This is a genomic window from Streptomyces zingiberis (assembly GCF_012034935.1).
Lineage (GTDB): Bacteria > Actinomycetota > Actinomycetes > Streptomycetales > Streptomycetaceae > Streptomyces > Streptomyces zingiberis.
Window position 1 is genome coordinate 106,313 of record NZ_JAATEN010000008.1, and the last position, 24,219, is coordinate 130,531.

Consider the following 24,219-nt stretch of genomic DNA (forward strand, 5'->3'; position numbering starts at 1 on the left):
CCCGGGCCGCGCGCCGCGACGCGGTCCCCGGGAGCCGGCGGGCCTCAGAGCCAGCCGCGCCGCTTGAACGTGCGCCGCAGCAGCAGGACCGCGCCGGCCATCAGCCCGAGCACCGCCGGATAGCCCCAACTGGCGTGCAGCTCCGGCATCGTGTCGAAGTTCATGCCGTAGATCCCGGCCACCAGGGTCGGCACCGCGGCCATCGCCGCCCAGGCGGAGATCTTCCGCATGTCGTCGTTCTGCCGGACCCCGGTCTGCGCGAGGTGGGCGGCGAGGACGTCGGAGATCAGCCGGTCCAGCCCCTCCACGCTCTCGTTGGCCCGGGTCAGGTGGTCGCTGACGTCCCGGAAGAAGGGCCGGGAGGAGGTGTCCACGAAGGGCAGGGCGGCGTGCGTCAGCCGGTCCATCGGCGCCGCGAGCGGCCCGGTGGCGCGCCGGAACTCCAGGATCTGCCGCTTGAGGGTGTAGATGCGGGCGGCGGTGTTCCGCATGTCGGGGACGTCCGGCGCGAACACCGACGCCTCCAGCTCCTCCAGGTCGAGCTGGAGTTCGGCGGCGACGTCGATGTAGTGGTCCACCACGGAGTCGCTCAGCGCGTAGAGCACGGCGGTCGGCCCGTGGCGCAGCACCTCACGCTCCCGCTCCAGGCGGTGCCGCACCGCGCCCAGCGGGCTGCCGTCGCCGTGCCGCACGGTGACCACGAAGGAGTCCCCGAGAAAGATCATCAGTTCCTCGGCGGTGACGGTGTCCTCCGCCGCGTCGTACACCACCGGTTTCAGCACCACGAACAGCGAGTCGTCGTAGACCTCCAGCTTGGGCCGCTGGTGCGCCTTGAGGGCGTCCTCCACCGCCAGCGGGTGGAGCCCGAACTCGCGGCTGACCCGGTCGAACTCCTCCGGCGCCGGCTCGTGCAGCCCGATCCAGAGGAAGGCGTCGTGCCGCTCGCGCGCTTCGGCGAGCGCCGCGGAGATGTCCGGCGCGCTCTGCTCCGCGCGCTGTCCGTCCTGGTAGATGGCGCAATCCACGATCACGCGGATGAGTGTTCCCCGCCTGCGGGAGTCATGCCTGGCGCGACCGCCTACGCTGGCGTCCATGCCCACCCTGCTTCTCGTCCGCCACGGCCGGTCCACCGCCAACACCGCCGGGATCCTCGCCGGCTGGACCCCGGGCGTCGGGCTCGACGAACACGGTGCCGCGCAGGCCGCCGCGCTCCCCGCCCGGCTCGCGGACCTGCCGCTCGCCGCCGCCGTCAGCAGCCCCCTGCAACGCTGCCAGGAGACGCTGCGCCCGCTGCTGGACGCCCGGCCGGACCTGCCCCGCCACCTCGACGAGCGGATCGGCGAGTGCCACTACGGCGACTGGTCGGGCCGGAAGCTGGCCGAACTCGCCGAGGAACCGCTGTGGACCACCGTGCAGCGCCACCCCTCGGCCGCGGCCTTCCCCGGGGAGGGCGGTGAGTCCCTGCGGGCCATGCAGACCCGCGCGGTGGACGCCGTCCGCGACTGGAACGCCCGGATCGAGGCGGAGCACGGGCCGGGCGCCGTCTACGTGATGTGCTCGCACGGGGACGTCATCAAGGCGGTGGTGGCCGACGCCGTGGGGCTGCACCTGGACCACTTCCAGCGGCTGGCCGCCGACCCCGCCTCCGTCACCGCCATCCGTTACACCCCGCTGCGGCCCTTCCTGCTGCGGCTCGGCGACACCGGCTCACTGGCCTCCCTCGCGCCGCCCGAGACCCCGCCCTCCCCCACCGCGGAGGGTGACGCCGCGGTGGGGGGCGGTGCGGGCGCGGCGTGATCTCCGGTCCCAGTAGGGTGGACAGCCCGCGGGTGGGAAGGCCCTCCTCCGGAGGGCCGCCGCGAGCGGAACCGCACCGTGGCCGAGAACCGTCGGCACACCCGAGACCACCGAGCAGACATGGAGCAGGACGTGCCCCGTCAGGTGTTCCTCTACGACCAGCCGGACCGGTTCGTCGCCGGTACGGTCGGGCTGCCTGGCCGCCGGACCTTCTTCCTCCAGGCGACGGCGGGCGGCCGGACCACGAGCGTCTCCCTGGAGAAGGCCCAGGTTGAGGCGTTGGCCGAGCGGATCGACGAGTTGCTGGACGAGGTGGTCCGCCGCACCGGCGGCAGCGCCCCCGTGCCGGCGGTCGCGCCCACCGAGGAGTCCGACAGCGAACCGCTCCGGACCCCGGTGGAGGAGGAGTTCCGCGTCGGCACCATGGCGCTCGCCTGGGACGGTGAGGAGGAGCGCATGATCGTCGAGGCCCAGGCGCTCGTCGAGCTGGAGGCAGAGTCCGAGGAGGACCTCGCCGAGGCCGAGGAGAAGCTCCTGCAGGACGACGAGAACGGCCCGCCCATGCTGCGGGTCCGGCTCACCGGGGCCAAGGCCCGGGCGTTCGCCAAGCGCGCGCTGGACGTCGTCAACGCCGGCCGGCCGCCGTGCCCGCTGTGCAGCCTGCCGCTCGACCCGGAAGGACACGTATGTCCGCGCCAGAACGGATACCGCCGCGGCCTGTGACCACCGCCGGAGCGGCCGGGACGGCCGCGGGGGCGCTGGACCTCCTGACGCGCGGGGAACTGCGGGTGGAGGGCCGCGTGGGCGGGGCGTCCAACGCGGTGCTGTACTGCACGGCCGAGCTGGACGGGCGGAGTGCCGCCTGTGTCTACAAACCGGTCGCCGGGGAACGTCCGCTGTGGGACTTCCCCGACGGCAGCCTCGCCCGGCGCGAGACCGCGGCGTTCGAGGTCTCCCGGGCCACCGGCTGGGACCTCGTCCCGCCGACCGTGCTCCGGGACGGCCCCTACGGCGAGGGCATGTGCCAGCTGTGGATCGACGCCGAGCCGGAGGCGGAACTGCTGGCGCTGGTGGACGCGGAGGAGCCGGGGCCCGGCTGGAAGGCCGTCGGCCTCGCCGAGGTGGGGGAGGGGCGCACCGCGCTGCTCGTCCACGCCGACGACCCGCGGCTGCGGCGGGTGGCCGTCTTCGACGCCGTCGTCAACAACGCCGACCGCAAGGGGGGCCATCTGCTGCCCGCGCCGGGCGGCCGGCTGTACGCCATCGACCACGGCGTCACCTTCGCCACCGAGGACAAACTCCGCACCCTGCTGTGGGGCTGGGCCGGCGAGCCGCTGCCCGCCGAGGCGGTGGAGGTGCTGGAGCGGCTGGAGACGGAACTGGCCCCGGCCGGCCCGCTGACGGAGCGCCTGCGGGAGCTGATCACGCCCGCCGAGACGGACGCGGTGCGGGACCGGGTGCGGCTGCTGCTGCGCGGCGGACGCCATCCGGAACCGGGCGGGGAGTGGCCGGCGATCCCCTGGCCGCCGATCTGATCCCGGCCGGCTCCCGGCCCGCTCGCCCGGGGAGTCCTCCGGAGGGGCTGCCCCATGAGGGCTCAGAGCTCCTCCACCGGGGGATCCGGCACCGGGATCCCCCGGGACGCTGACGGCGCCGCCGCCCGGCCCCGTGCGGCGGACCGCCCGACCCCGTCCCTGTCCCCGTTCCTCTCCCTGTCCCTGTCCCCGTTCCGGTCCCGGTTCCCGGCCCGGTTGCGGGTCCGTCCGGCGATCCCCGCCTCCCGCCGGCCCCCGCCGTCCCGGCCCGGCGGCCGTCCGTCCCCGGCCCGGATGGGGGCGTGGCCCGGTCGCGCCGGCCGTGCCACCGGGGTGCCGCGGCCCCCTCCGGGGCCGAACAGGACCGCCGCGGCGGGACGGCCCAGGGGTGCCGACGCCCGGTGTCAGGGGGAGCACCACGTCAACCGCCCCGCCGCCGCCACTCCGTGACGCGCGGCCCGCCGGACCCGCGGATCCGGCCGGACGTGGCCGGACGTGGCCACCGGTTCGTATCCGGACAGTGCGTCCGGTTACGCTCATGCCATGTATGCCTGGCCTGCTTCCGAGGTCCCCGCCCTGCCCGGCCGTGGCCGCGACCTCCGGATCCACGACACCGCGACCGGGAAGGCGATCACCCTCGACCCCGGTCCCGTCGCCCGTCTCTACGTCTGCGGCATCACTCCCTACGACGCCACCCATCTGGGACATGCGGCCACCTACACCGCCTTCGACCTCCTCCAGCGCGTCTGGCTGGACTCCGGACGGCAGGTCCACTACGTCCAGAACGTCACCGACGTCGACGACCCGCTGCTGGAGCGGGCCGCGGCGCACGGGGAGGACTGGGCCGCGCTCGCCGAGCGGGAGACGGTCCTCTTCCGCGAGGACATGACGGCGCTGCGGATGCTCCCACCCCGGCACTACATCGGCGCGGTCGAGGCCATACCGGCCATCGTGCCGCTGGTGGAGCGGCTCCGCGAGGCGGGCGCCGTCTACGAACTCGACGGCGACCTCTACTTCTCCGTCCAGTCCGACCGCCACTTCGGCGAGGTCTCCGGACTGGACGCCCGGACCATGCGGCAGCTGTCCGCCGAGCGCGGCGGCGACCCGGAGCGGCCCGGCAAGAAGGACCCCCTCGACCCGATGGTCTGGATGGCGGCGCGCGAGGGCGAGCCCAGCTGGGACGGCGGGAGCCTCGGCCGCGGCCGGCCCGGCTGGCACATCGAGTGCGTCGCCATCGCCCTGGACCACCTGGGCATGGGCTTCGACGTCCAGGGCGGCGGCTCCGACCTGGCCTTCCCGCACCACGAGATGGGCGCCTCGCACGCCCACGCCCTGACCGGCGAGCACCCCTTCGCCCGGGCGTACGTGCACGCGGGGATGGTCGCCCTGGACGGCGAGAAGATGTCCAAGTCCAAGGGGAACCTCGTCTTCGTCTCGGCGCTGCGCCGGGACGGTGTGGACCCGGCGGCGATCCGGCTGGCGATCCTCGCCCACCACTACCGCTCCGACTGGGAATGGACGGGCGGGGTGCTGACGGCGGCCCAGGACCGGCTGGCGCGGTGGCGCGCCGCCGTCTCCCGCCCTGACGGCCCCGCCGCGGACGCCCTTCTGGACGAGGTGCGCGCGACCCTCGCCGACGACCTGGACGCCCCGGCGGCGCTCGCCGCGGTGGACCGCTGGGCCGCCGCGCAGCGCGACGGCGGCGGCACCGACGAGTCGGCCCCCGGCCTGGTCTCCCGCACCGTGGACGCGCTGCTGGGCGTGGCGCTCTAGCCCGCCCGGCCGGCCCCGGCCGCCCGCCACGGGGGTCCCGGTGACCGGGCCCTGCGACGGGCGGCCGGCCGGATGGAGAGGGGACACCATCGGGCGCACTGCGCTGCGCCTGTACCGCGGGAGCGGCGTCCGCCACCGTCGTCCTCAGGGCGCCGTGAGCGGAAGAACGGCGAAACCCCTGGCAGCCGTCGGCTGCCAGGGGTCCGCAGGGCCGTGCCCCGGGCGGCGTGCGCAGCAGAGGCGGGCCCGGGGCTTTCGTCACCAGGTCACCAACGGTGCCAGTTCCCGTACCGGCTTGCGCGGGCGTCGCCAGATGCGGCGGGGTGAGTCCGTGCTCCCCGCTCTGCGAGGGGGCCGTTCCCGGCAGGGCGCGGACGGTTGTGACGCGGATCCGGCCCCCGGGAGACCTGACTCGGGGAAGGTCTAGTCCTCGTCGTCGCTCCGGTCGTTCCCCTCCCGCTCCGGAGGGGAGCCGTCGGACGGGCCGTCACCGGTGCCGCCGCCCGCGCCGGGCCGCCGTCCGCCGTCCTCCGCGCCCTCCGGGCCGGAGGCCCCGCCGGTGGCGCCCGCGTCGTCCGAGGCGCGGGCCTCGCCATCGCCATCGCCATCGGCATCGGCATCGGCATCGGCATCGGCATCGGAGTCGGCACCGGCATCTGCGTCGGCGTCGTCCGGGCCGGGCTCACGGTCCGTCCCGCCGCCCGGCGACGGCCGTTTCGGCGGCCGGCCGGCCGGTCCGGCGGAGGGGTCGCGCAGGTAGGAGCCGCTCTCCCGGCCCTCCGGCGGGGTGCCGCTCTCCGTGGCGCGGTCGCCGGGCGCCGTGCCGGGACGGCCGTCGCGGCGGCGGAGATAGCGCTCGAACTCCCGCGCGATGGCCTCGCCGGACGCCTCCGGCAGCTCCGCGGTGTCCCGGGCCTCCTCCAGCGTCTGCACGTACTCGGCCACCTCGCTGTCCTCCGACGCGAGCTGGTCCACGCCGACCTGCCAGGCCCGGGCGTCCTCCACCAGCTCGCCGGTGGGAATGCGCATCCCGAGCAGGTCCTCCAGGCGGTTGAGCAGCGCCAGCGTCGCCTTGGGGTTGGGCGGCTGGGAGACGTAGTGCGGCACGGCCGCCCACAGGCTCACCGCCGGCACGCCGGCGTGGGTGCACGCCTCCTGCAGGATGCCGACGATGCCGGTGGGGCCCTCGTAGCGGCTCTCCTCCAGGCTCAGGGTGCGGGCGAGCTGCGGGTCCGAGGTGACGGCGCTGACCGGTACCGGACGGGTGTGCGGGGTGTCGCCGAGCAGCGCGCCGAGAATCACGACCATCTCCACGCCCAGCTCGTGGGCGAAGCCCAGCAGTTCGTTGCAGAACGAGCGCCAGCGCATGCTCGGCTCGATGCCGCGGATCAGGACCAGGTCCCGGGGGCGCTCACCGCCGGCCCGGACCACCGAGAGCCGGGTCGTCGGCCAGGTGATCTTGCGGACGCCGTTCTCCAGGAAGATCGTGGGCCGGTTGACCTGGAAGTCGTAGTAGTCCTCGGCGTCCAGCGCGGCGAAGACCTCGCCCTTCCACTCCCGGTCGAGGTGGAGCACCGCGCCGGAGGCGGCGTCACCCGCGTCGTTCCAGCCCTCGAACGCGGCCACCATGACGGGGTCGACCAGCTCGGGAACCCCCTCGAGCTCGATCACCCAGCGCCTCCTTCCGCCGGGGTCCGGTCCGTCCCGGTACCTCGGCTGCCGTTCCGTCACGTGCGGCACCACCCTACGGCGTCCCCGTCACGCGCCGGCGTCCCAGGAGGGGAGAACGGGGTGAGGGCGCGCGGGGGAAGCCGGAGACGGGCCCTGGGTCCGCCCTGACGGGTGACTTTCGTGCGCGGGACGTCGCGCGATGGGGCGACGTCCTGGTGGCGGGGTGACAGGGCGACGGGGTGACGCGGCGGGCCGGGGTGCGGCGGGCGGCCGGGGGCGGGACGGCCGGGAGAGGCGCGCCCGGGAGAGGCGCGCCCGGCGCTTCCCCCTCCGTGCCGCCGCCCGCCGCCGGTTCATTCTCCGGTTCACCCGGCTTCCCACGGCTTCCCCCGGCACGGGCGCGCGGGCCGGGGGAAGCCGGGCGGGCCGTCACCCCCGGGTGCTCAGCCCCGGCGGGCGGCCAGGAGCTCCGTGACCCGGGCGCGCACCGCGTCGGTGTCCAGCCCGCGGACGGTCAGGGTGGTGCGGCGCCGCAGCACGTCGTCGGCGGTCTCCGCCCACTCACGGTCCCGGGCGTGGACGACCTGCGCCCAGATCTCCGGGCCGTCCGGGTGGATCCGTTCGCCGAGGGAGGCGTCCTCGTCGACGAGGCGGGCCACCTCCAGGGCCAGCGAGCCGTAGTGGGTGGCGAGGTGGCGGGCCGTCAGCGGGTCCATCCGGCAGCCCGGCTCACGGTCGGCCAGCAGCCGGTGGGTGACGGCGTCCGGGTTGGCGAGGCCCGGCAGCGGTACCCGGCGCGGCAGCCGGGACAGCGGCTCCATCTCCTCGGCCAGCACCCCGCCCGGCAGGGTGGCCAGCTTCCGCAGCACCGTCCGGCCGATGTGCCGGTACGTGGTCCACTTGCCGCCCGCCACCGAGAGCATGCCGCCGCGGCCCTCGGTGACCACCGTCTCCCGCTTGGCCTTCTCGACCCCGCCGGGGCCGCCGGGCAGCACCCGCAGCCCCGCGAAGGCGTAGGTCATCAGCGAGCGGGTGAGGTGCTCGTCGCGCACCGAGTGGCCCGCCTCGTCCAGGATCTGCGCGATGTCCGCCTCGGTGACCCGCACGTCCGCCGGGTCGCCCTCGTAGGGCTCGTCGGTGGTGCCCAGCAGCAGCTGGTCCTCCCAGGGGAGGGCGAAGGTGATGCGGTACCGGTCGATGGGGGTGGCCAGGGCCGCGCGCCAGGGCACCGTGCGCCGGAGCACCAGGTGCGCGCCCTTGGAGAGCCGGATGCTGGGCGCCGCCGCCGGGTCCTCCATCCGGCGCAGGTGGTCGATCCACGGGCCGGTGGCGTTGAGCACCAGCCGCGCGTCCACCCCGAACCCGGTGCCGTCCAGGCGGTCGCGGAGCTCGGCCCCGGTGATCCGGCCGCGGGACCGGCGCAAGCCGGTGACCTCGGCGTGGTTGAGCACCACGGCCCCGGCGTCCGCGGCCGCGCGCACGGTCGTCACGGCCACCCGGGAGTCGTTCATCTGGTGGTCGCCGTAGACGGCCACGGCCTTGAGGTTCTCGGTGCGCAGCGCCGGGTTGGCGGCGGCCGCGCGGGCCGGGGATATCAGCCGGCCGACGCCGTCGCCGAAGGCGGAGAGCGCCGAGTAGGCGAAGACACCGGCGCCGAGCTTGCCCGCGCCGTGCGGCCCGTCCCGGTACACCGGCAGATGGAAGGTGAGCGGGTTGACCAGGTGCGGGGCCACGTCCTTGGCCAGCACCCGCCGCTCGTGGTGGTTCTCCGCCACCAGCTTGACCGCGCCGGTCTGCAGGTAGCGCAGCCCGCCGTGGACGAGTTTGGAGGAGGCGGAGGAGGTGGCGCCGGCGAAGTCGCCGGCGTCCACCATCGCCACCCGCAGCCCCGACTGCGACGCGTGCCAGGCGACCGAGGTCCCCAGGATCCCGCCGCCGATCACCAGGAGGTCGTACGTCCCCCGGGAGAGGCGGTGGCGGGTCTCGGCGCGGCCGGCCGGGCGGGTGGCCGCCGCCGGGGAGGTCCCGGCGGGCGGGACGCTCTGCGGGATCGTCATCGTGCTCAGTGCTCCTTGCCGGGCTGGTCGTTCCCGGCGTCCCCGGAGGCCTTCCTGCCGCCGGTGCCGCCGCTGTCGCTGCTGCCGCCGCTGTCGCTGTCGCTGTCGTCGAGCCAGCCCATGGTCCGTTCGACGGCCTTCAGCCACTTGCGGTACTCCCGCTCGCGCTCGCCGGCGTCCATGTCCGGTGTCCACTCGGCGGCGCGGCGCCAGTTGCGGCGCAGCGCGTCGGTGTCCGGCCAGTAGCCCACCGCGAGACCGGCCGCGTAGGCGGCGCCGAGACAGGTGGTCTCGGCGACCAGCGGCCGCACCACGGGGGCGTCGAGGACATCGGCGAGCTTCTGCATCAGCAGGTTGTTGGAGGTCATGCCACCGTCGACCTTGAGCGAGGTCAGCTCCACGCCGGAGTCCTTGCGCATGGCGTCGGTGATCTCGCGCGTCTGCCAGGCGGTGGCCTCCAGCACCGCGCGGGCGATGTGCGCCTTGGTGACGTAGCGGGTGAGGCCGGCGATGACCCCGCGGGCGTCGTCCCGCCAGTACGGGGCGAACAGCCCGGAGAAGGCGGGGACGAAGTAGGCGCCGCCGTTGTCCTCGACGGAGCTGGCGAGGGTCTCGATCTCCGCCGCCGAGTTGATCAGGCCCATCTGGTCGCGCATCCACTGCACGAGGGCGCCGGTGATGGCGATCGACCCCTCCAGCGCGTAGACGGGGGGCTGGTCGCCGATGCGGTAGCCGACGGTGGTGACCAGCCCGTGGTACGAGTTGACGGGCGTGTCCGCGGTGTTCATCAGCAGGAAGGTGCCGGTGCCGTAGGTCGACTTGGCCTCGCCCTTCTCGAAGCAGGTCTGCCCGAACAGGGCGGCCTGCTGGTCGCCGAGGGCGGAGGCCACCGGCACCCCGGCCAGCGCGCCGCCCTTCGCCTCCCCGTAGACCTCCGCGGAGGAGCGGATCTCCGGCAGGATCGCCATGGGCACGCCCATGGAGTCGCAGATCTTGGGGTCCCACTGGAGGGTGCGGAGGCTCATCAGCATGGTGCGGGAGGCGTTGGTGACGTCGGTGACGTGGATGCCGCCGTCGGGACCGCCGGTGAGATTCCAGATGACCCAGGAGTCCATGGTGCCGAAGAGCAGTTCGCCGGCCTCGGCCCGCTCCCGCAGGCCGTCCACGTTGTCCAGCAGCCAGCGGATCTTGGGGCCGGCGAAGTAGGAGGCGAGGGGGAGGCCCGTCTCCCGCCGGAAGCGGTCCTGGCCGACGTTGCGGCCGAGCTCGCGGCAGAGCGCGTCGGTGCGGGTGTCCTGCCAGACGATGGCGTTGTGCACCGGCTCCCCGGTGGCCCGGTCCCACAGCAGGGTGGTCTCGCGCTGGTTGGTGATGCCGATGGCCTTGACGTCGGCCGCGGTGATCCCGGCCTTGTCCACGGCGCCGTCGACCACCTGCTGGACGTTGGCCCAGATCTCGGCGGCGTCGTGCTCGACCCAGCCGGGCCGGGGGAAGATCTGCTCGTGCTCTTTCTGGTCGACGGCGATGATGCGGCCGTCGGTGTCGAAGACGATGCACCGGCTGGAGGTGGTGCCCTGGTCGATCGCGGCGATGAAGGGGCCGGAGGTGTGCGCGTCGGTCACGGTGTGCTCCTGGAATCCACGGTGTGGGCGGGGGACGGGGCGCGGGAGGCGGGCGCCGGCCGCGGTCAGGCGAAGCCGAGCTGGTAGAGGCCGCCCGCCAGGGCGCCGCCGATCAGCGGGCCGACGACGGGGATCCAGGCGTAGGTCCAGTCGGAGCCGCCCTTGTTGGGCAGCGGCAGCAGCGCGTGCACGATCCGGGGGCCGAGGTCACGGGCCGGGTTGATGGCGTAACCGGTCGGGCCGCCCAGCGAGAGGCCGATGCCGCCCACGGTGAGGGCGACGATCAGCACACCCGTGCCGGACAGTCCGAGCCCCTCGGTGAGGCCCAGGGTGAGGATCAGCAGCACCAGCACGAAGGTGCCGATGATCTCCGTCATCAGGTTCTGCACGCTGTTGCGGATCTCCGGCCCGGTGGAGAAGATGCCGAGCACCGGGCCGGCCTTGGGCGCGGAGTCCTCGTCGACCATGCCCTCCTGGCCGGTGCGCGCCTGCGCGAGCACCTCGGGGTCGGTGAGGTGGTCCTTGAAGTGGCCGTAGTACGCCAGCCAGACCAGCACCGCGCCGATCATGGCGCCGAGCAGCTCCGAGCCGAGGTAGAGCGGGACGTCCGACCAGGGGGTGGTGCCCTGGATGGCCAGGCCGAGGGTGACGGCCGGGTTGAGGTGGGCGCCGGAGAGGCCCACCGAGATGTAGGCGCCGGTGAGGACCGCGAAGGCCCAGCCCAGGGTGATGGCCACCCAGCCGGCGTTGAGGGCCTTGGAACGCTTCAGGGTGACGGCGGCGACGACACCGCCACCGAGCACGATGAGTACGGCGGTACCGACGGTCTCGCCGATGAAGATGTCGGAGCTGGACACCCGCGACTCCTTTGTCCTTCGTCCAGGGGAGGGCCGGCCCCGGGTCCCGCCCGCGGCCCGCACCCGTGATGAGGCGATCACCGGTCGACAGGAGAGGAGATCACCTCCACTATTGCCGTCAGGTGTTCGACAATGCCGACCAGAGAACGGCAGTTTTCTTCACCCGGCACGACGCGTCAAGAGCCCCGGGAGGAAAAAGCCGCTTATCTGACCGGTATGTAGGGACAGGGTGACAGAGGGTGCTCAGAACCGCCCGGCGCCGAGGTCCCGGGAGACCGCCCGCGCACAGTCCCGCACGGCCGCGACCAGCCGTGATCGCAGTTCTCCCGCCTCACAGACCCGCTCCACCGCTCCGGTGACGCCCACCGCGCCGACCGGCATCCGGCGGCCGTTGTGGATGGGGGCGGCCACCGAGGCCACCCCGGTCCAGGTCTCCTCCACGTCCGCCGCCCAGCCCCGCGCCCGGGTCAGCTCCAGCACCTGCTCGAAGGGGGCCGCGCCGGTCACCGTCCGGTCCGTGAACGCCTCCCGGCCGCCCTCCGCGGCCTCCGCGTGGGCCACCGGGTCGAAGGCGGCCAGCACCTTGCCCAGCGCGGTGCTGTGGAGCGGCTGCATCGCGCCGACCTCCAGCACCTGGCGGCTGTCGTCGGGCCGGAAGACGTGGTGCACGATCAGCACCCCACCCTGGTGGAGCACGCCCAGATGGACGCTCTCCCCGCTGGAGCGGGCCAGGTCGTCGGTCCACACCAGGGCCCGTGCCCGGAGTTCGTTGACGTCCAGGTAGCTCTGGCCCAGGCGGAGCAGCTCGGCGCCCAGCTGGTAGCGGCCGGAAGCGGGGTCCTGCTCGACGAAGCCCTCCTGCTGCAAGGTGCGCAGGATGCCGTGTGCGGTCCCCTTGGGCAGCCCCAGCGCGGCGGCCACCTCGGACAGGCCGAGCCTGCGCTCGCCGCCGGCGAGCAGCCGCAGCATCGCCGCGGCCCGCTCCAGGGACTGGATGCTCCGAGCCATCGGGCAACCTCCATCGTTGCTGATTCGGCGATGCTGAACACTAGCTGCCACTGCCGACCGCTGGGTACCACGCACGGCGTAACGGCCTCCGTTCCGGCCGCCCGAAACGGCCGGAAGACGACCCCTGCGCGGTCCGCCCAGTGGAACACCAGGGAGTGCCGGCGCCATCGGGGCTACGCTGGCCAGGTGCGCTCTCCCGGCAGGGAAGGCGCAAAGCCGACAGCCGTCGCACCTCAGGGAGTTTTCCATGGGCTCGTTCCAGCCACCGACCAGTACCGTCGACAGGGTCTCCGCCCTGAGGGAGGCGCTCGCCAGCCGCGTGGTGGTGGCGGACGGGGCGATGGGCACCATGCTCCAGGCACGGGAGCCCGGCCTGGAGGACTTCCAGGACCTGGAGGGGTGCAACGAGATCCTCAACGTCACCCGCCCGGACATCGTCCGTTCCGTGCACGAGGAGTATCTGGCCGCGGGCGTCGACTGCGTGGGCACCAACACCTTCGGGGCCAATCACGCCGCGCTGGCCGAGTACGACATCGCCGACCGCGTCCACGAGCTGTCCGAGGCGGGCGCCCGCATCGCCCGCGAGGCCGCCGACGGTCTCGCCGCCGAGGACGGCCGGACCCGCTGGGTGCTCGGCTCGATCGGCCCCGGCACCAAGCTGCCCACCCTCGGCCACGTCGGCTACGACGTCCTGCGCGACGCCTACCAGCGCAACGCCGAGGGCCTGATCGCCGGCGGCGCGGACGCGCTGCTGGTGGAGACCACCCAGGACCTCCTGCAGACGAAGTCGGCGGTGATCGGCGCCCGGCGCGCGCTGCGCGCCACCGGCACCGGGCTGCCCGTGCTGGTGTCGGTCACCGTGGAGACCACGGGCACGATGCTGCTCGGCTCGGAGATCGGCGCCGCCCTCACGGCGCTGGAGCCGCTGGGCATCGACATGATCGGCCTCAACTGCGCCACCGGCCCGGCCGAGATGAGCGAGCACCTGCGCCATCTGGCCCGCCACGCGGGCGTCCCGCTGTCGTGCATGCCGAACGCCGGTCTCCCCGTCCTCGGCAAGGACGGCGCCCACTACCCGCTCACCCCGGGGGAGCTGGCCGACGCCCAGGAGACGTTCGTCCGGGACTACGGGCTCTCCCTGGTCGGCGGCTGCTGCGGCACCACGCCGGAGCATCTGCGGCAGCTGGTCGAGCGGGTCCGGGGCCTGGCCCCCGCCCCCCGTGACCCCCGGCCGGAGCCCGGGGCCGCCTCGCTCTACCAGAGCGTCCCGTTCCGGCAGGACACCTCCTACCTCGCGATCGGCGAGCGCACGAACGCCAACGGGTCGAAGAAGTTCCGGGAGGCGATGCTCGACGGCCGCTGGGACGACTGCGTGGAGATCGCGCGGGAGCAGATCCGCGAGGGCGCCCACCTCCTCGACGTCTGCGTGGACTACGTCGGCCGGGACGGCGTGGCGGACATGGCGGAGCTGGCCGGGCGGCTGGCGACCGCCTCCACCCTGCCCCTGGTGCTGGATTCCACCGAGCCGGCCGTCATCCGCGCCGGCCTGGAGCGCCTCGGCGGCCGGGCGCTGATCAACTCCGTCAACTACGAGGACGGCGACGGCCCCGAGTCCCGTTTCGCGCGGATCACCGAGCTGGCCGTCGAGCACGGCGCCGCGCTGATCGCGCTGACCATCGACGAGGAGGGGCAGGCCCGCACCCCCGAACACAAGGTCGCCGTCGCGGAGCGGCTCATCGCCGACCTCACGGGGAAGTGGGGGGTGCGCAAGAGCGACATCGTCATCGACTGCCTCACCTTCACCATCGCCACCGGTCAGGAGGAGTCCCGCAAGGACGGCATCGCCACCATCGAGGCGATCCGGGAACTCAAGCGCCGCCACCCGGACGTCCAGACCACACTGGGCCTGTCCAACATCTCCTTCGGGCTCAACCCGGCCGCCCGCGCGGTCCTCAACAGCGTCTTCCTGGACGAGTGCGTCAAGGCGGGCCTGGACTCGGCCATTGTGCACGCGTCGAAGATCATGCCGATCGCGCGGCTGGAGGACGAGCAGCGGGAGACCGCCCTCGACCTGATCTACGACCGCCGCCGCGAGGGCTACGACCCGCTCCAGCGCTTCCTGGAGCTGTTCGAGGGCGTGGACACGAAGACCCTGAAGGCGGGCAGGGCCGAGGAACTGGCGGCGCTGCCGCTGGACGAGCGGTTGCAGCGGCGCGTCATCGACGGCGAGCGCAACGGCCTGGAGGCCGACCTGGACGAGGCCCTGGAGTCCCGGCCCGCGCTGGAGATCGTCAACGAGACGCTGCTGGCGGGGATGAAGGTGGTCGGCGAGCTGTTCGGCTCCGGCCGGATGCAGCTCCCGTTCGTCCTGCAGTCCGCGGAGGTCATGAAGACGGCCGTGGCCCATCTGGAACCGCACATGGAGAAGGCCGAGGGCGAGGAGGGCAAGGGCACCATCGTGCTGGCCACGGTCCGTGGCGACGTCCACGACATCGGCAAGAACCTGGTGGACATCATCCTGTCCAACAACGGCTACACCGTGGTCAACCTCGGCATCAAGCAGCCGGTCTCCGCCATCGTCGAGGCGGCCCAGGAACACCGGGCCGATGTCATCGGCATGTCCGGGCTGCTGGTGAAGTCCACCGTGATCATGAAGGAGAACCTGGAGGAGCTCAACCAGCGCAAGCTGGCCGCCGACTTCCCCGTGATCCTCGGCGGCGCCGCCCTCACCCGCGCCTACGTGGAGCAGGACCTGCACGAGGTCTACGAGGGCGAGGTCCGCTACGCCCGGGACGCCTTCGAGGGGCTGCGGCTGATGGACGCCCTGCTCGCCGTCAAGCGCGGCGTCCCCGGTGCCTCCCTGCCCGAGCTGCGGCAGCGCCGCGTCCCCCGCCGGGACGCCCCCGCCGCCGAGGCGGATCCGGCCGAGGGCGCGCGCTCGGACGTGGCCACCGACAACCCGGTGCCCACCCCGCCGTTCTCCGGCACGCGCGTCGTCAAGGGCATCCAGCTCAAGGAGTACGCCTCCTGGCTGGACGAGGGCGCGCTGTTCAAGGGGCAGTGGGGGCTGAAGGAGTCCCGTACCGGCGGCGGTCCCTCCTACGAGGAGCTGGTGGAGACCGAGGGGCGGCCCCGGCTGCGCGGACTGCTGGACCGCCTGCAGACCGAGAATCTCCTGGAAGCCGCGGTGGTCTACGGCTACTTCCCCTGTGTCGCCAAGGGCGAGGACCTGATCATCCTGGACGACAAGGGCGGCGAGCGCACCCGGTTCACCTTCCCGCGCCAGCGCCGTGGGCGCCGGCTCTGCCTGGCCGACTTCTTCCGCCCCGAGGAGTCCGGCGAGACCGACGTCGTCGGTCTGCAGATCGTCACCGTCGGTTCCCGGATCGGGGAGGAGACGGCCCGGCTCTTCGCCGCCGACTCCTACCGCGACTACCTCGAACTCCACGGTCTCTCCGTCCAGCTGGCCGAGGCCCTGGCCGAGTACTGGCACGCGCGGGTCCGCGCGGAGCTGGGCTTCGCCGGGGAGGACCCCCAGGCCATGGAGGACATGTTCGCGCTCCGGTACCGCGGGGCCCGCTTCTCCCTGGGGTACGGCGCCTGCCCGGACCTGGAGGACCGGGCCAAGATCGCCGGCCTGCTGGAGCCCGAGCGCATCGGCGTCCGTCTCTCCGAGGAGTTCCAGCTCCACCCGGAGCAGTCCACGGACGCCATCGTCCTCCACCACCCCGAGGCCAAGTACTTCAACGCCCGGTAGTTCCCCCGCGGCGGCTCCAGCCCGGCCCCGTTCCCCCGCCCCGTCGGTCCGGTGCGGAGGGACGGAGCGGGGAGACGGGGCGGGGGAACGGGGCCGGGCGCCCCGGATTCGCCGCGACCGCGCGCGGCGGCCGTCGTAGACTGGTCGGTCCGGCACGGCCGGCCACGCCCCGCCGGGGCCGTGGCCGGCCGGTCGCGCCTCCGGGGCCGGAATCCCCGCGGTATCCGCGGTATCCGCGGGGAGGCGCGTGCCGCCGGCGACCTCGACGGAAGGGGCAAGGATGACCAGTGGCACCCCGGCACTCGCCACCGGCAGGACCGGAGGACCTGCCCTCCAGGCGGTCCTGCTCGACATGGACGGCACCCTGGTGGCGACCGAGGACTTCTGGTGGGACGCCGAGGTGGAGGTCTTCGCCGAGCTGGGCCACGTGCTCGACCCCCGCCTCCGCCAGGCGGTCGTGGGCGGGCCGATGTCCCGCTCCGCCGCCCTCCTCATCGAGGCCAGTGGGGCCGACATCACCGTCCCGGAACTGTCCGTGCTGCTCAACGACCGGTTCGAGGAGATGCTGGGGCGTGGGGTGCCGCTGATGCCGGGAGCGGCCCGGCTGCTCGCGGAACTGGCCGCGCAGAAGGTGCCGACGGCCCTGGTCTCCGCCTCGCACCGGCGGGTGATCGACCGGGTCCTGCTCTCCCTCGGCTCCGTCCGGTTCGACCTCACGCTCGCCGGCGACGAGCTGGAGCGGACGAAGCCGCACCCGGACCCGTATCTGACGGCGGCCGCCGGGCTGGGCGCGGACCCGGCCCGCTGCGTGGCGGTGGAGGACACCCCGACGGGCGTGGCCTCGGCGGTGGCCGCGGGCTGCCCGGTGGTGGCGGTGCCCTCGGTGGTCCCCGTCGCCCCCGGTCCGGGGCGCACCGTGGTCACTTCCCTGGAAGAAGTCGACCTCGCCTTTCTCCGGGGATTGATCACGGTAATGCACTGAACCGTGCACGTTCCGTACCCCGCGGTATGGGACGGGGACACTGGGCGACCACCCCGGTTGATTTCCGTTACGCTTCCCGAATGCGCTAACGGAATTTCCGGCCACTCGTCCGGAAAGCGGCCGTGACGTTTCTCACGCGCCAGCCGGTCGACAGGGGTGGCGCCGGGTGTTCTCACCCCTCCCGTGAGGGTGCTCGCCGCGCCTTTCTGTCCGTATAGGTCGCCGAACGCGGTAATCGACCCGGCGTCCGTATATCGGACGGGTCCTGGCTGTTACCAGGGTGTTATCCGACGTCAACTTCGCCCCGTGCCAATGCCGCTGGCCCGGCGGACTAATGTTTCGCCAGAACTTCACCACACTCCCTGGGGCGGCGGCGCCGGCGTCGGTAAGGTCCCGGGCACGGATCGCAATGCAGGAGACTCCCGAGATGAACCGCAAGACTCTGGCGCTGCCGGCAGCAATCGCATTGCTGGCCCCGGCCCTGGCCGCCTGCGGGGCCACGGGAGGCGGTGACGGCGCGGACGCGATTGTCGTCGGTACCACGGACCACTTCGTCGTCACCGAGGACGCCCCGGCGCCCTTCGACCCGGCCCTGGCGTACGACATGGCCCTGTGGAACGTCATGCGCAACACGTTCCAGACGCTGATGGCCCTGCCCCGCTCCGGCAGCGAGCCCGTCCCCGAGGCGGCCTCCAAGTGCGGCTTCACCGACCGGCAGAACGAGCAGTACCGGTGCACGGTCCGGGAGGGCCTGAAGTTCTCCAACGGCAACGACCTCACCGCGGAGGACGTCAAGTTCTCGGTGGAGCGGACGCTGGCCATCAAGGACCCCAACGGCCCCGTCTCCCTGATCTCCAACATCGACCGGGTCGAGACCCTCGGCGACCGCGAGATCGTCTTCCACCTCAAGCAGCCGGACGCCACCTTCCCGCACAAGCTCGCCACCCCGGCCGCCGCGATCGTGGACGCCGAGAGCTACGACGCCAAGAAGCTCCGCGACGGTTTCGACCTGGTCGGCTCCGGGCCGTACGCCCTGGAGACGGAGGAGGAGGACGGCGTCGCCAAGACGCTCACCTTCACCAAGAACCCCAACTACCAGGGCCAGATCGAGATCCGCAACGAGAAGGTGGAGCTGCGGGTCCTGGAGGACGCCGAGGCCATGGAGAAGGCGCTCATGGACGGCGAGATCGAGGTGATGAGCCGCACGATGTCGCCGGAGCAGATAGCCCGGTTGCAGCGGAAGGGCTCGAAGGAGATCAACTTCCTGGAGACCCCCGGCCAGGAGATCCGCTACCTCGCCTTCAACACGGAGGACCCGGTCGCCGGCGACAAGGCCGTCCGCCGGGCGATGGCCCAGGTCGTGGACCGCCAGGAACTCGTCCGGGACGTCTACGAGCGCAGCGCCGAGCCGCTCTACTCGATCATCCCCAGGAGCGTCGGCTCCCACGTCAACTCCTTCTTCAACCGCTACGGGGAGCCCGACCCGGAGGCCGCGCGCCGCACTCTGGAGGCCGCGGGCGTCGAGATCCCCGTCAAGCTGCAGCTCGCCTACACCACGGACCACTACGGGCCGGCCACGAAGGCGGAGTTCGAGACCCTGCGCAAGCAGCTCAACGAGACCGGGCTGTTCGACGTCACCATCAAGGGCTTCGAATGGAAGACCTTCCGCCCCAGCCAGAGCGAGCGCGCCTACGCCGTCTACGGCATGGGCTGGTACCCGGACTTCCCGGACCCCGACAACTTCACGGCGCCGTTCTTCTCCCCGGACAACTTCCTCAACAGCCCGTACGACAACAAGGAGATCCACAGCCAGCTGATCCCGGAGACCCGGCAGCAGGCGGAGCGGACCGGGGCGTCCAAGAGCTTCGAGCGGGTCCAGGACATCGTCGCCGAGGACGTGCCCGTCCTGCCGCTCTGGCAGGGCAAGCAGTACGTGGCGTCCCGGAACAGCGTCACCGGTGTGGAGTGGGCGCTCAACTCGTCGTCGGTACTGCAACTGTGGGAGCTCGGCCGCTCCGCCGGCTGACCGATCCGGCAGGCCGAGACGCCGACGGGGGCCGGAGTCCAGCGAGGAGGTGTGAGCATTGCGCATGAGGGCACGTCAGCACCTGTTCGTGGTCCCGGCCCTGGCGGGGCTGCTGGCCGGATGCGGGGGCGGGGGTTCCGCGGCAGGTACGGGTGAGCCGGTCGTCATGGGAATGACGGACGAGGTCACCGCGGTCGATCCCGCCTCGGGCTACGACCCGGGCTCCTGGCTGCTGTTCAACAACGTCTTCCAGTCCCTGATCAGCTTCCCCCGCGGCGGGACGACCCCGCAGCCGGAGGCGGCCGAGCGCTGCGGCTTCGAGGACTCCGCCAGCAAGGTCTACCGCTGTACCCTCAAGGACGGCCTCACGTTCTCCGGCGGCAACCGCCTGACCTCCGAGGACGTCGCCTTCTCCTTCCGCCGGACGCTGCGGATCGACGACGAGAACGGCCCGGCCGTCCTGCTGTCCTCGCTCGACAAGGTCGAGACGCCGGACGACAAGACGGTGATCTTCCGGCTGAAGACCTCCGACGCGACCTTCCCCATGAAGATCGCCTCCGGCGCCGGTTCCATCGTCGACCACCGCGAGTACCCCGCGGACCGGCTGCGGACCGACGGCAAGGCGGTCGGCTCGGGCGTCTACACGCTGGACTCCTTCGACGCCGGGTCCGAGGCGAAGTTCTCCGTCAACCCCGACTACCAGGGGCCCGCCAGGGTCAAGAACTCCGGGATGACCATGAAGTTCTACCGGGGGAACCAGGGCGCCCTGAAGGAGGCGCTGCGCCGGGGGGACCTCGACCTCGCCTACCGCGGCCTGTCCATCGAGGACATCAGCGATCTGGAGACCGCCACGACGGACCAGAAGGACGGGCTGGAGGTGATCGAGGGGACCAGCGCCGAGGTCCAGCACCTGGTCTTCAACCTCGACCACCCGGTCGCCGGCAAGGAGGCGGTGCGCAAGGCCGTCGCCTATCTCGTCGACCGCAGCGCCCTCGTCCGCGACGTCTACAAGTACACCGCCAAGCCGCTGTACTCGATCGTCCCCTCCGGGATCACCGCGCACAACACGGCCTTCTTCGACCTGTACGGCGACCGGCCGCAGCCCGCCAAGGCCGAGGCGGCCCTGCGCGACGAGGGCATCACCGAGCCGGTCGAGCTCACCCTCCACGCCACCCCCAGCCGTTACGGCCCCGGCACGGTCCCCGCCTTCGAGGAGATCGCGGAGCAGCTCAACGCCGGCGGCCTGTTCGACGCCAAGGTCGAGTCCACCGAACTGGGCGCCTACGAAAAGGGCATCAGGAACGGCGACTACGGCGTCTACGTCAAGGGCTGGGTGCCCGACTACCCGGATCCGGACAACTTCACCGCGCCGTTCTTCGGCGAGGGCAACGTCCTCGGCAACAACTACGACTCCGAGCGGATCGTCCGGCAGCTGATCCCCAGCACCGCCGCGCAGGCCAACCGGGCCGCCACCGCGTCGAACTTCGGCGAGGTGCAGGACATCGTGGCCGAGGAGCTGCCGGTGCTGCCGCTGTGGCAGGGCAAGCAGTACGCCGTGGCGCGCGGTGACATCGCCGGCCTGGAGTGGTCTCTGGACGCCTCCACGGTGTTCCGCTTCTGGGAGATCAGCAAGGCCGAGGCGGAAGAGGAGTGATCCGCGCCGGGCGGCCCGGGGGCGCCCGGCGGCCGGCCGGAAGCTGAGGGCGCCCTCCGCGGGGAGCCCTCAGCACCGGCCCCCGGTCCCGGCTCCCGCTCCGGCCGTGGGCGGAGCCCGCCCGGCGGCCTCAGTGCCCGCCCGGCCGCACCAGCCCGCTCTCGTACGCGTAGACGGCCGCCTGTACCCGGTCCCGCAGGCCGAGCTTGGTCAGGACATGGCCGACATGGGTCTTCACCGTGGTCTCGCTGACGAACAGATCGGCTGCGATCTCCGCGTTGGACAGCCCCTTGGCGACCAGCTTCAGCACCTCCACCTCGCGGTCCGTCAGCGTGTGCAGCGTGTCCGGAACCGGCTCCTCGCCGGAGGGGAGCTTGGCGGCGTACTTGTCGAGCAGCCGGCGGGTGATGCTCGGCGCGAGCATCGCCTCACCCGAGGCGACCACCCGGATCGCCTGCACCAGCTCCTGCGCGGGGGCGTCCTTCAGCAGGAAGCCGCTGGCCCCCGCGCGCAGCGCCTCCACCACGTACTCGTCGAGGTCGAACGTGGTCAGGACGAGCACCTTGGCCGGGCCGTCCCGCCCGGGGCCGGTGATCTGGCGGGTGGCCTCGACGCCGTCCATCCGGGGCATCCGGATGTCCATCAGCACCACGTCGGGCTGGAGCGCCCGGACCTGGTCCAGGGCCTGGAGGCCGTCCCCGGCCTCGCCCACCACGGCGATGTCCTGCTCGGCCTCCAGGATCATCCGGAAACCGGTGCGCAACAGCGGCTGGTCGTCGACCAGGAGGACACGGATGGCCACGGTGGAACTCCCCTTCACTCAGACCCCGCCCATTGTGCCCTGGCCGCTTCCCGCGGGGCCGCCCGGCTCCGCCTCCGCCTGCGCAGGCGGAGGTACCGGCGCGGGGATGACGGGCGGGCACGGTGGGGGAGTCCCGCCGAACTCCGGGCACACCGCCCGGTGGTCGCACCAGCCGCACAGCTTGCCCGGCCGGGGCCGCCAGTCGCCCGTCCGGGCCGCCCGGCGGATCGCCGTCCACAGGGCCAGCACCTTCCGCTCCGTGGCGCGCAGGTCCTCCTCGGCCGGGTCGTAGCTGAGCACGTCACCGCTGCCCAGGTAGACCAGCTGGAGGCGGCGCGGCACCGTGCCCCGCAGCCGCCACAGGACCAGCGCGTAGAACTTCATCTGGAACAGCGCGTCCCCCGCGTACTCGGGGCGCGGGGCCTTGCCGGTCTTGTAGTCGACGATGCGCACCGCGCCGTCCGGCGCCACGTCGACCCGGTCGATGATGCCGCGCAGCCGCAGCCCGGACTCCAGGGTGGTCTCCACGAACAGCTCACGCTCCGCGGGTTCCAGCCGGGTGGGGTCCTCCAGCGTGAACCACCGGGCCAGCAGCCGCTCCGCCTCCGCGAGCCACTCCGCCAGCCGGGCGGGGTCCACCGGGCCCGCGCCGCCGTCCCGGGCGCCGTCCTCCTCCTGGAACAGCTCCGCCAGCTCCGGCCGGGCCGCCAGCAGCCGCTCCCACTCCCCGGGGAGCAGCGAGCGGGCCCGTCCCGCCGTGCGCTCCGCGGCCGGGGCGTCGAAGAGGCGTTCCAGCACCGCGTGGACCAGCGTCCCCCGGGTGGCCGCCGCGCTGGGACGCTCCGGCAGTTTGTCGATCACCCGGAAGCGGTAGAGCAGCGGGCAGGTCATGAAGTCGGCGGCGCGGGACGGCGACAGCGACGTGAGGGCCGCCGGGCCCCCCGGCGTCCTCGGGCGCGCCGGTGCCCCGGAGGAGCGCTGTGCGCCCTCTCCCGCGGCGCTGGTGGCGCCCGGGGCGCTGCCCGGAGCGCCCTGCGCGGCCGCCGGCGCCGGCGGGCCGCCGTCCGGGCCCCGGCCGGTTCCGCCGGTGCCCGCGTGCTCGGTGCTGGTTCCCATGGCGTACGACCCTACGGCCCGGGACCGACACCCGTCCGCATACCATCGACCGCAGAGCTTCCCGTACCGCGCGCCCCCGCCCGGGACCGGCCGCGGGGCGGGAGCGGAACCGACCGACGGGACACCCGGCGGGACACCGGGGGCCCGCCCGGGGGACGGGGCCGCGCCCGGCCGGCCCCGCGGCCGGCCCCGGGGTGTGGAGCGGACGGGTGGCAGGCGACCGGGTGACGCAGCGACGAAAGGCCCCTGTGGACAAGAGCGGCGAGAGCGGCGAGAGCGGCGAGGGCCCCGAGAGCGGCGGCCCTGCCGGGAACGGGTACCCGCGCCCCGGCGGCGGGAACGCCCCGGGCGGTGACCGCGAGCGGAAGCGCCCGCCCGGCACCGGAGGCGGCATCCTGATGGGCCGTCCGTTCGGGGTGCCGGTCTATGTGGCGCCGAGCTGGTTCCTGGTGGCCGCCCTCATCACCTGGGTCTTCGGCGGGCAGCTGGAACGGGTCCTGCCGGAGCTCGGAAACCTGCGCTATCTCGTCTCGCTCTTCTTCGCCGTCGCCTTCTACGGCTCGGTGCTCGTCCACGAGCTGGCGCACACCGTCGTCGCGCTCCGCTACAAGCTCCCCGTCCGCCGGATCCAGCTGCAGTTCTTCGGCGGTGTCTCGGAGATCGAGAAGGAGTCGGAGACCCCCGGGCGCGAGTTCGTCCTCGCCTTCGTCGGCCCGCTGCTCTCCCTCGTCCTCGCCGGCCTGTTCTACCTCGGCATGTACGCGGTCGAGCCGGGCACGGTCCCGGGGGTGCTGATGGCCGGTCTGATGATCTCCAACCTGATCGTCGCGGCGTTCAACCTGCTGCCCGGACTGCCGCTGGACGGCGGGCGGATGCTGCGCGCCGTGGTCTGGAAGGTCACCGGGCGGCCGATGAGCGGAACCGTCGCCGCGGCCTGGACCGGGCGGGCGCTCGCCATCGTCGTCCTCGCCGGGCTGCCGCTGCTCACCCATTCGGGGCGGCTCGGCAACGCGCCCGAGGAGTTCGGCGGGGTCGACACCGTCACCGACGCGCTGCTCGCCGCCATCCTCGCCGGGATCATCTGGACCGGTGCCGGCAACAGCCTGCGCATGGCCCGGCTCCGGGAGCGCCTGCCGGAGCTGCGGGCCCGCAACCTCACCCGCCGGGCGGTACCCGTATCGGCCGACACCCCGCTCTCCGAGGCGCTCCGCCGGGCCAACGAGGCGGGCGCGCGCGCCCTGGTGGTGGTGGACGGCCAGGGGGAGCCCACGGCGCTGGTGCGGGAGGCGTCGATCGCGGGAGTGCCCGAGCACCGCCGCCCCTGGGTCGCCACCGGCGGGCTCGCGCAGGAACTCAGGCCGGGCATGCGGGTCTCCGCCGAACTCAGCGGGGAGGACCTGCTGGAGAGCCTCCGGACGACCCCCGCCACCGAGTACCTGGTGGTCGAGGAGACCGGCGAGGTCTACGGGGTGCTCTCCACCGCCGACGTCGAACGCGCCTTCGTCTCGGCCATGGCCCGCCACTCCTGACCCGCCGAGGGCCCTGGTCCGGGCTCCCGGCCG

16 protein-coding genes and 1 pseudogene are annotated in these 24,219 nt (G+C 73.3%); 9 read left to right on the forward strand and 8 right to left on the reverse strand.

Annotated features, from left to right (window positions below):
- Nucleotides 1–44: 44 nt before the first annotated feature.
- Complete coding sequence (gene corA / locus HCK00_RS12820; protein WP_311765294.1) at nt 45–1,031, reverse strand: magnesium/cobalt transporter CorA; 987 nt, start codon at nt 1,029–1,031, stop codon at nt 45–47.
- Nucleotides 1,032–1,092: 61 nt separating this feature from the next.
- Between corA and HCK00_RS12825 the strand changes: the two genes are divergently transcribed.
- From HCK00_RS12825 to mshC, 4 genes are all read left to right on the forward strand, one after another.
- The gene (locus HCK00_RS12825; protein WP_168101990.1) at nt 1,093–1,797 is read left to right on the forward strand and encodes a histidine phosphatase family protein; all 705 of its coding nucleotides are present in this window, start codon (nt 1,093–1,095) and stop codon (nt 1,795–1,797) included.
- Between the two features lie 132 nt (nt 1,798–1,929).
- Nucleotides 1,930–2,520: an Rv2134c family protein gene (locus HCK00_RS12830; protein ID WP_168102159.1), complete on the forward strand. Its 591-nt coding sequence runs from the start codon at nt 1,930–1,932 to the stop codon at nt 2,518–2,520.
- A complete protein-coding gene (locus HCK00_RS12835; protein ID WP_168101991.1) occupies nt 2,484–3,332 on the forward strand; it encodes an Rv2133c family protein in 849 nt (282 codons plus the stop codon). The genes HCK00_RS12830 and HCK00_RS12835 overlap by 37 nt, the downstream gene beginning before the upstream one ends.
- Before the next feature lie 543 nt (nt 3,333–3,875).
- Nucleotides 3,876–5,105: a cysteine--1-D-myo-inosityl 2-amino-2-deoxy-alpha-D-glucopyranoside ligase gene (gene mshC / locus HCK00_RS12840; protein WP_168101992.1), complete on the forward strand. Its 1,230-nt coding sequence runs from the start codon at nt 3,876–3,878 to the stop codon at nt 5,103–5,105.
- Nucleotides 5,106–5,528: 423 nt separating this feature from the next.
- Here mshC and HCK00_RS12845 read toward each other — a convergent pair whose 3' ends face one another.
- The 5 genes and pseudogenes from HCK00_RS12845 to HCK00_RS12865 all read right to left on the reverse strand — a co-directional run bounded on the left by HCK00_RS12845 (nt 5,529) and on the right by HCK00_RS12865 (nt 12,320).
- Complete coding sequence (locus tag HCK00_RS12845; RefSeq protein WP_168101993.1) at nt 5,529–6,776, reverse strand: PAC2 family protein; 1,248 nt, start codon at nt 6,774–6,776, stop codon at nt 5,529–5,531.
- A gap of 443 nt (nt 6,777–7,219) precedes the next feature.
- The gene (locus tag HCK00_RS12850) at nt 7,220–8,833 is read right to left on the reverse strand and encodes a glycerol-3-phosphate dehydrogenase/oxidase (RefSeq protein ID WP_168101994.1); all 1,614 of its coding nucleotides are present in this window, start codon (nt 8,831–8,833) and stop codon (nt 7,220–7,222) included.
- A gap of 95 nt (nt 8,834–8,928) precedes the next feature.
- Nucleotides 8,929–10,455: pseudogene (gene glpK, locus HCK00_RS12855) on the reverse strand (glycerol kinase GlpK); the annotation flags it as partial.
- Between the two features lie 65 nt (nt 10,456–10,520).
- Complete coding sequence (locus HCK00_RS12860) at nt 10,521–11,312, reverse strand: MIP/aquaporin family protein (protein ID WP_168101996.1); 792 nt, start codon at nt 11,310–11,312, stop codon at nt 10,521–10,523.
- A 243-nt stretch (nt 11,313–11,555) separates the two neighbouring features.
- A complete protein-coding gene (locus HCK00_RS12865) occupies nt 11,556–12,320 on the reverse strand; it encodes an IclR family transcriptional regulator (protein ID WP_168101997.1) in 765 nt (254 codons plus the stop codon).
- 247 nt (nt 12,321–12,567) lie between these two features.
- Between HCK00_RS12865 and metH the strand changes: the two genes are divergently transcribed.
- From metH to HCK00_RS12885, 4 genes are all read left to right on the forward strand, one after another.
- Nucleotides 12,568–16,077 carry a methionine synthase gene (gene metH, locus HCK00_RS12870; protein WP_168101998.1) on the forward strand — a complete coding sequence of 1,170 codons (3,510 nt, stop codon included), beginning with the start codon at nt 12,568–12,570 and terminating at the stop codon, nt 16,075–16,077.
- 280 nt (nt 16,078–16,357) lie between these two features.
- Entirely contained in the window at nt 16,358–17,059 is a 702-nt protein-coding gene (locus HCK00_RS12875; RefSeq protein ID WP_168101999.1) for an HAD family hydrolase, read from the forward strand.
- Nucleotides 17,060–17,486: 427 nt separating this feature from the next.
- Nucleotides 17,487–19,085, forward strand: coding sequence for an ABC transporter substrate-binding protein (locus HCK00_RS12880; RefSeq protein ID WP_168102000.1), 1,599 nt, complete (start codon nt 17,487–17,489; stop codon nt 19,083–19,085).
- A gap of 64 nt (nt 19,086–19,149) precedes the next feature.
- Complete coding sequence (locus HCK00_RS12885) at nt 19,150–20,739, forward strand: ABC transporter substrate-binding protein (protein ID WP_168102001.1); 1,590 nt, start codon at nt 19,150–19,152, stop codon at nt 20,737–20,739.
- 130 nt (nt 20,740–20,869) lie between these two features.
- On the opposite strand, the gene HCK00_RS12890 is transcribed toward HCK00_RS12885, so the two are convergent.
- Nucleotides 20,870–21,541 (reverse strand): response regulator, encoded by a 672-nt coding sequence (locus tag HCK00_RS12890; protein ID WP_168102002.1) that lies wholly within the window; start codon nt 21,539–21,541, stop codon nt 20,870–20,872.
- Nucleotides 21,542–21,559: 18 nt separating this feature from the next.
- The gene (locus HCK00_RS12895) at nt 21,560–22,657 is read right to left on the reverse strand and encodes a RecB family exonuclease (protein WP_168102003.1); all 1,098 of its coding nucleotides are present in this window, start codon (nt 22,655–22,657) and stop codon (nt 21,560–21,562) included.
- Between the two features lie 248 nt (nt 22,658–22,905).
- On the opposite strand from HCK00_RS12895, the gene HCK00_RS12900 reads away from it, so the two are divergent.
- Entirely contained in the window at nt 22,906–24,186 is a 1,281-nt protein-coding gene (locus HCK00_RS12900) for a site-2 protease family protein (RefSeq protein WP_375781959.1), read from the forward strand.
- Nucleotides 24,187–24,219: the final 33 nt, after the last annotated feature.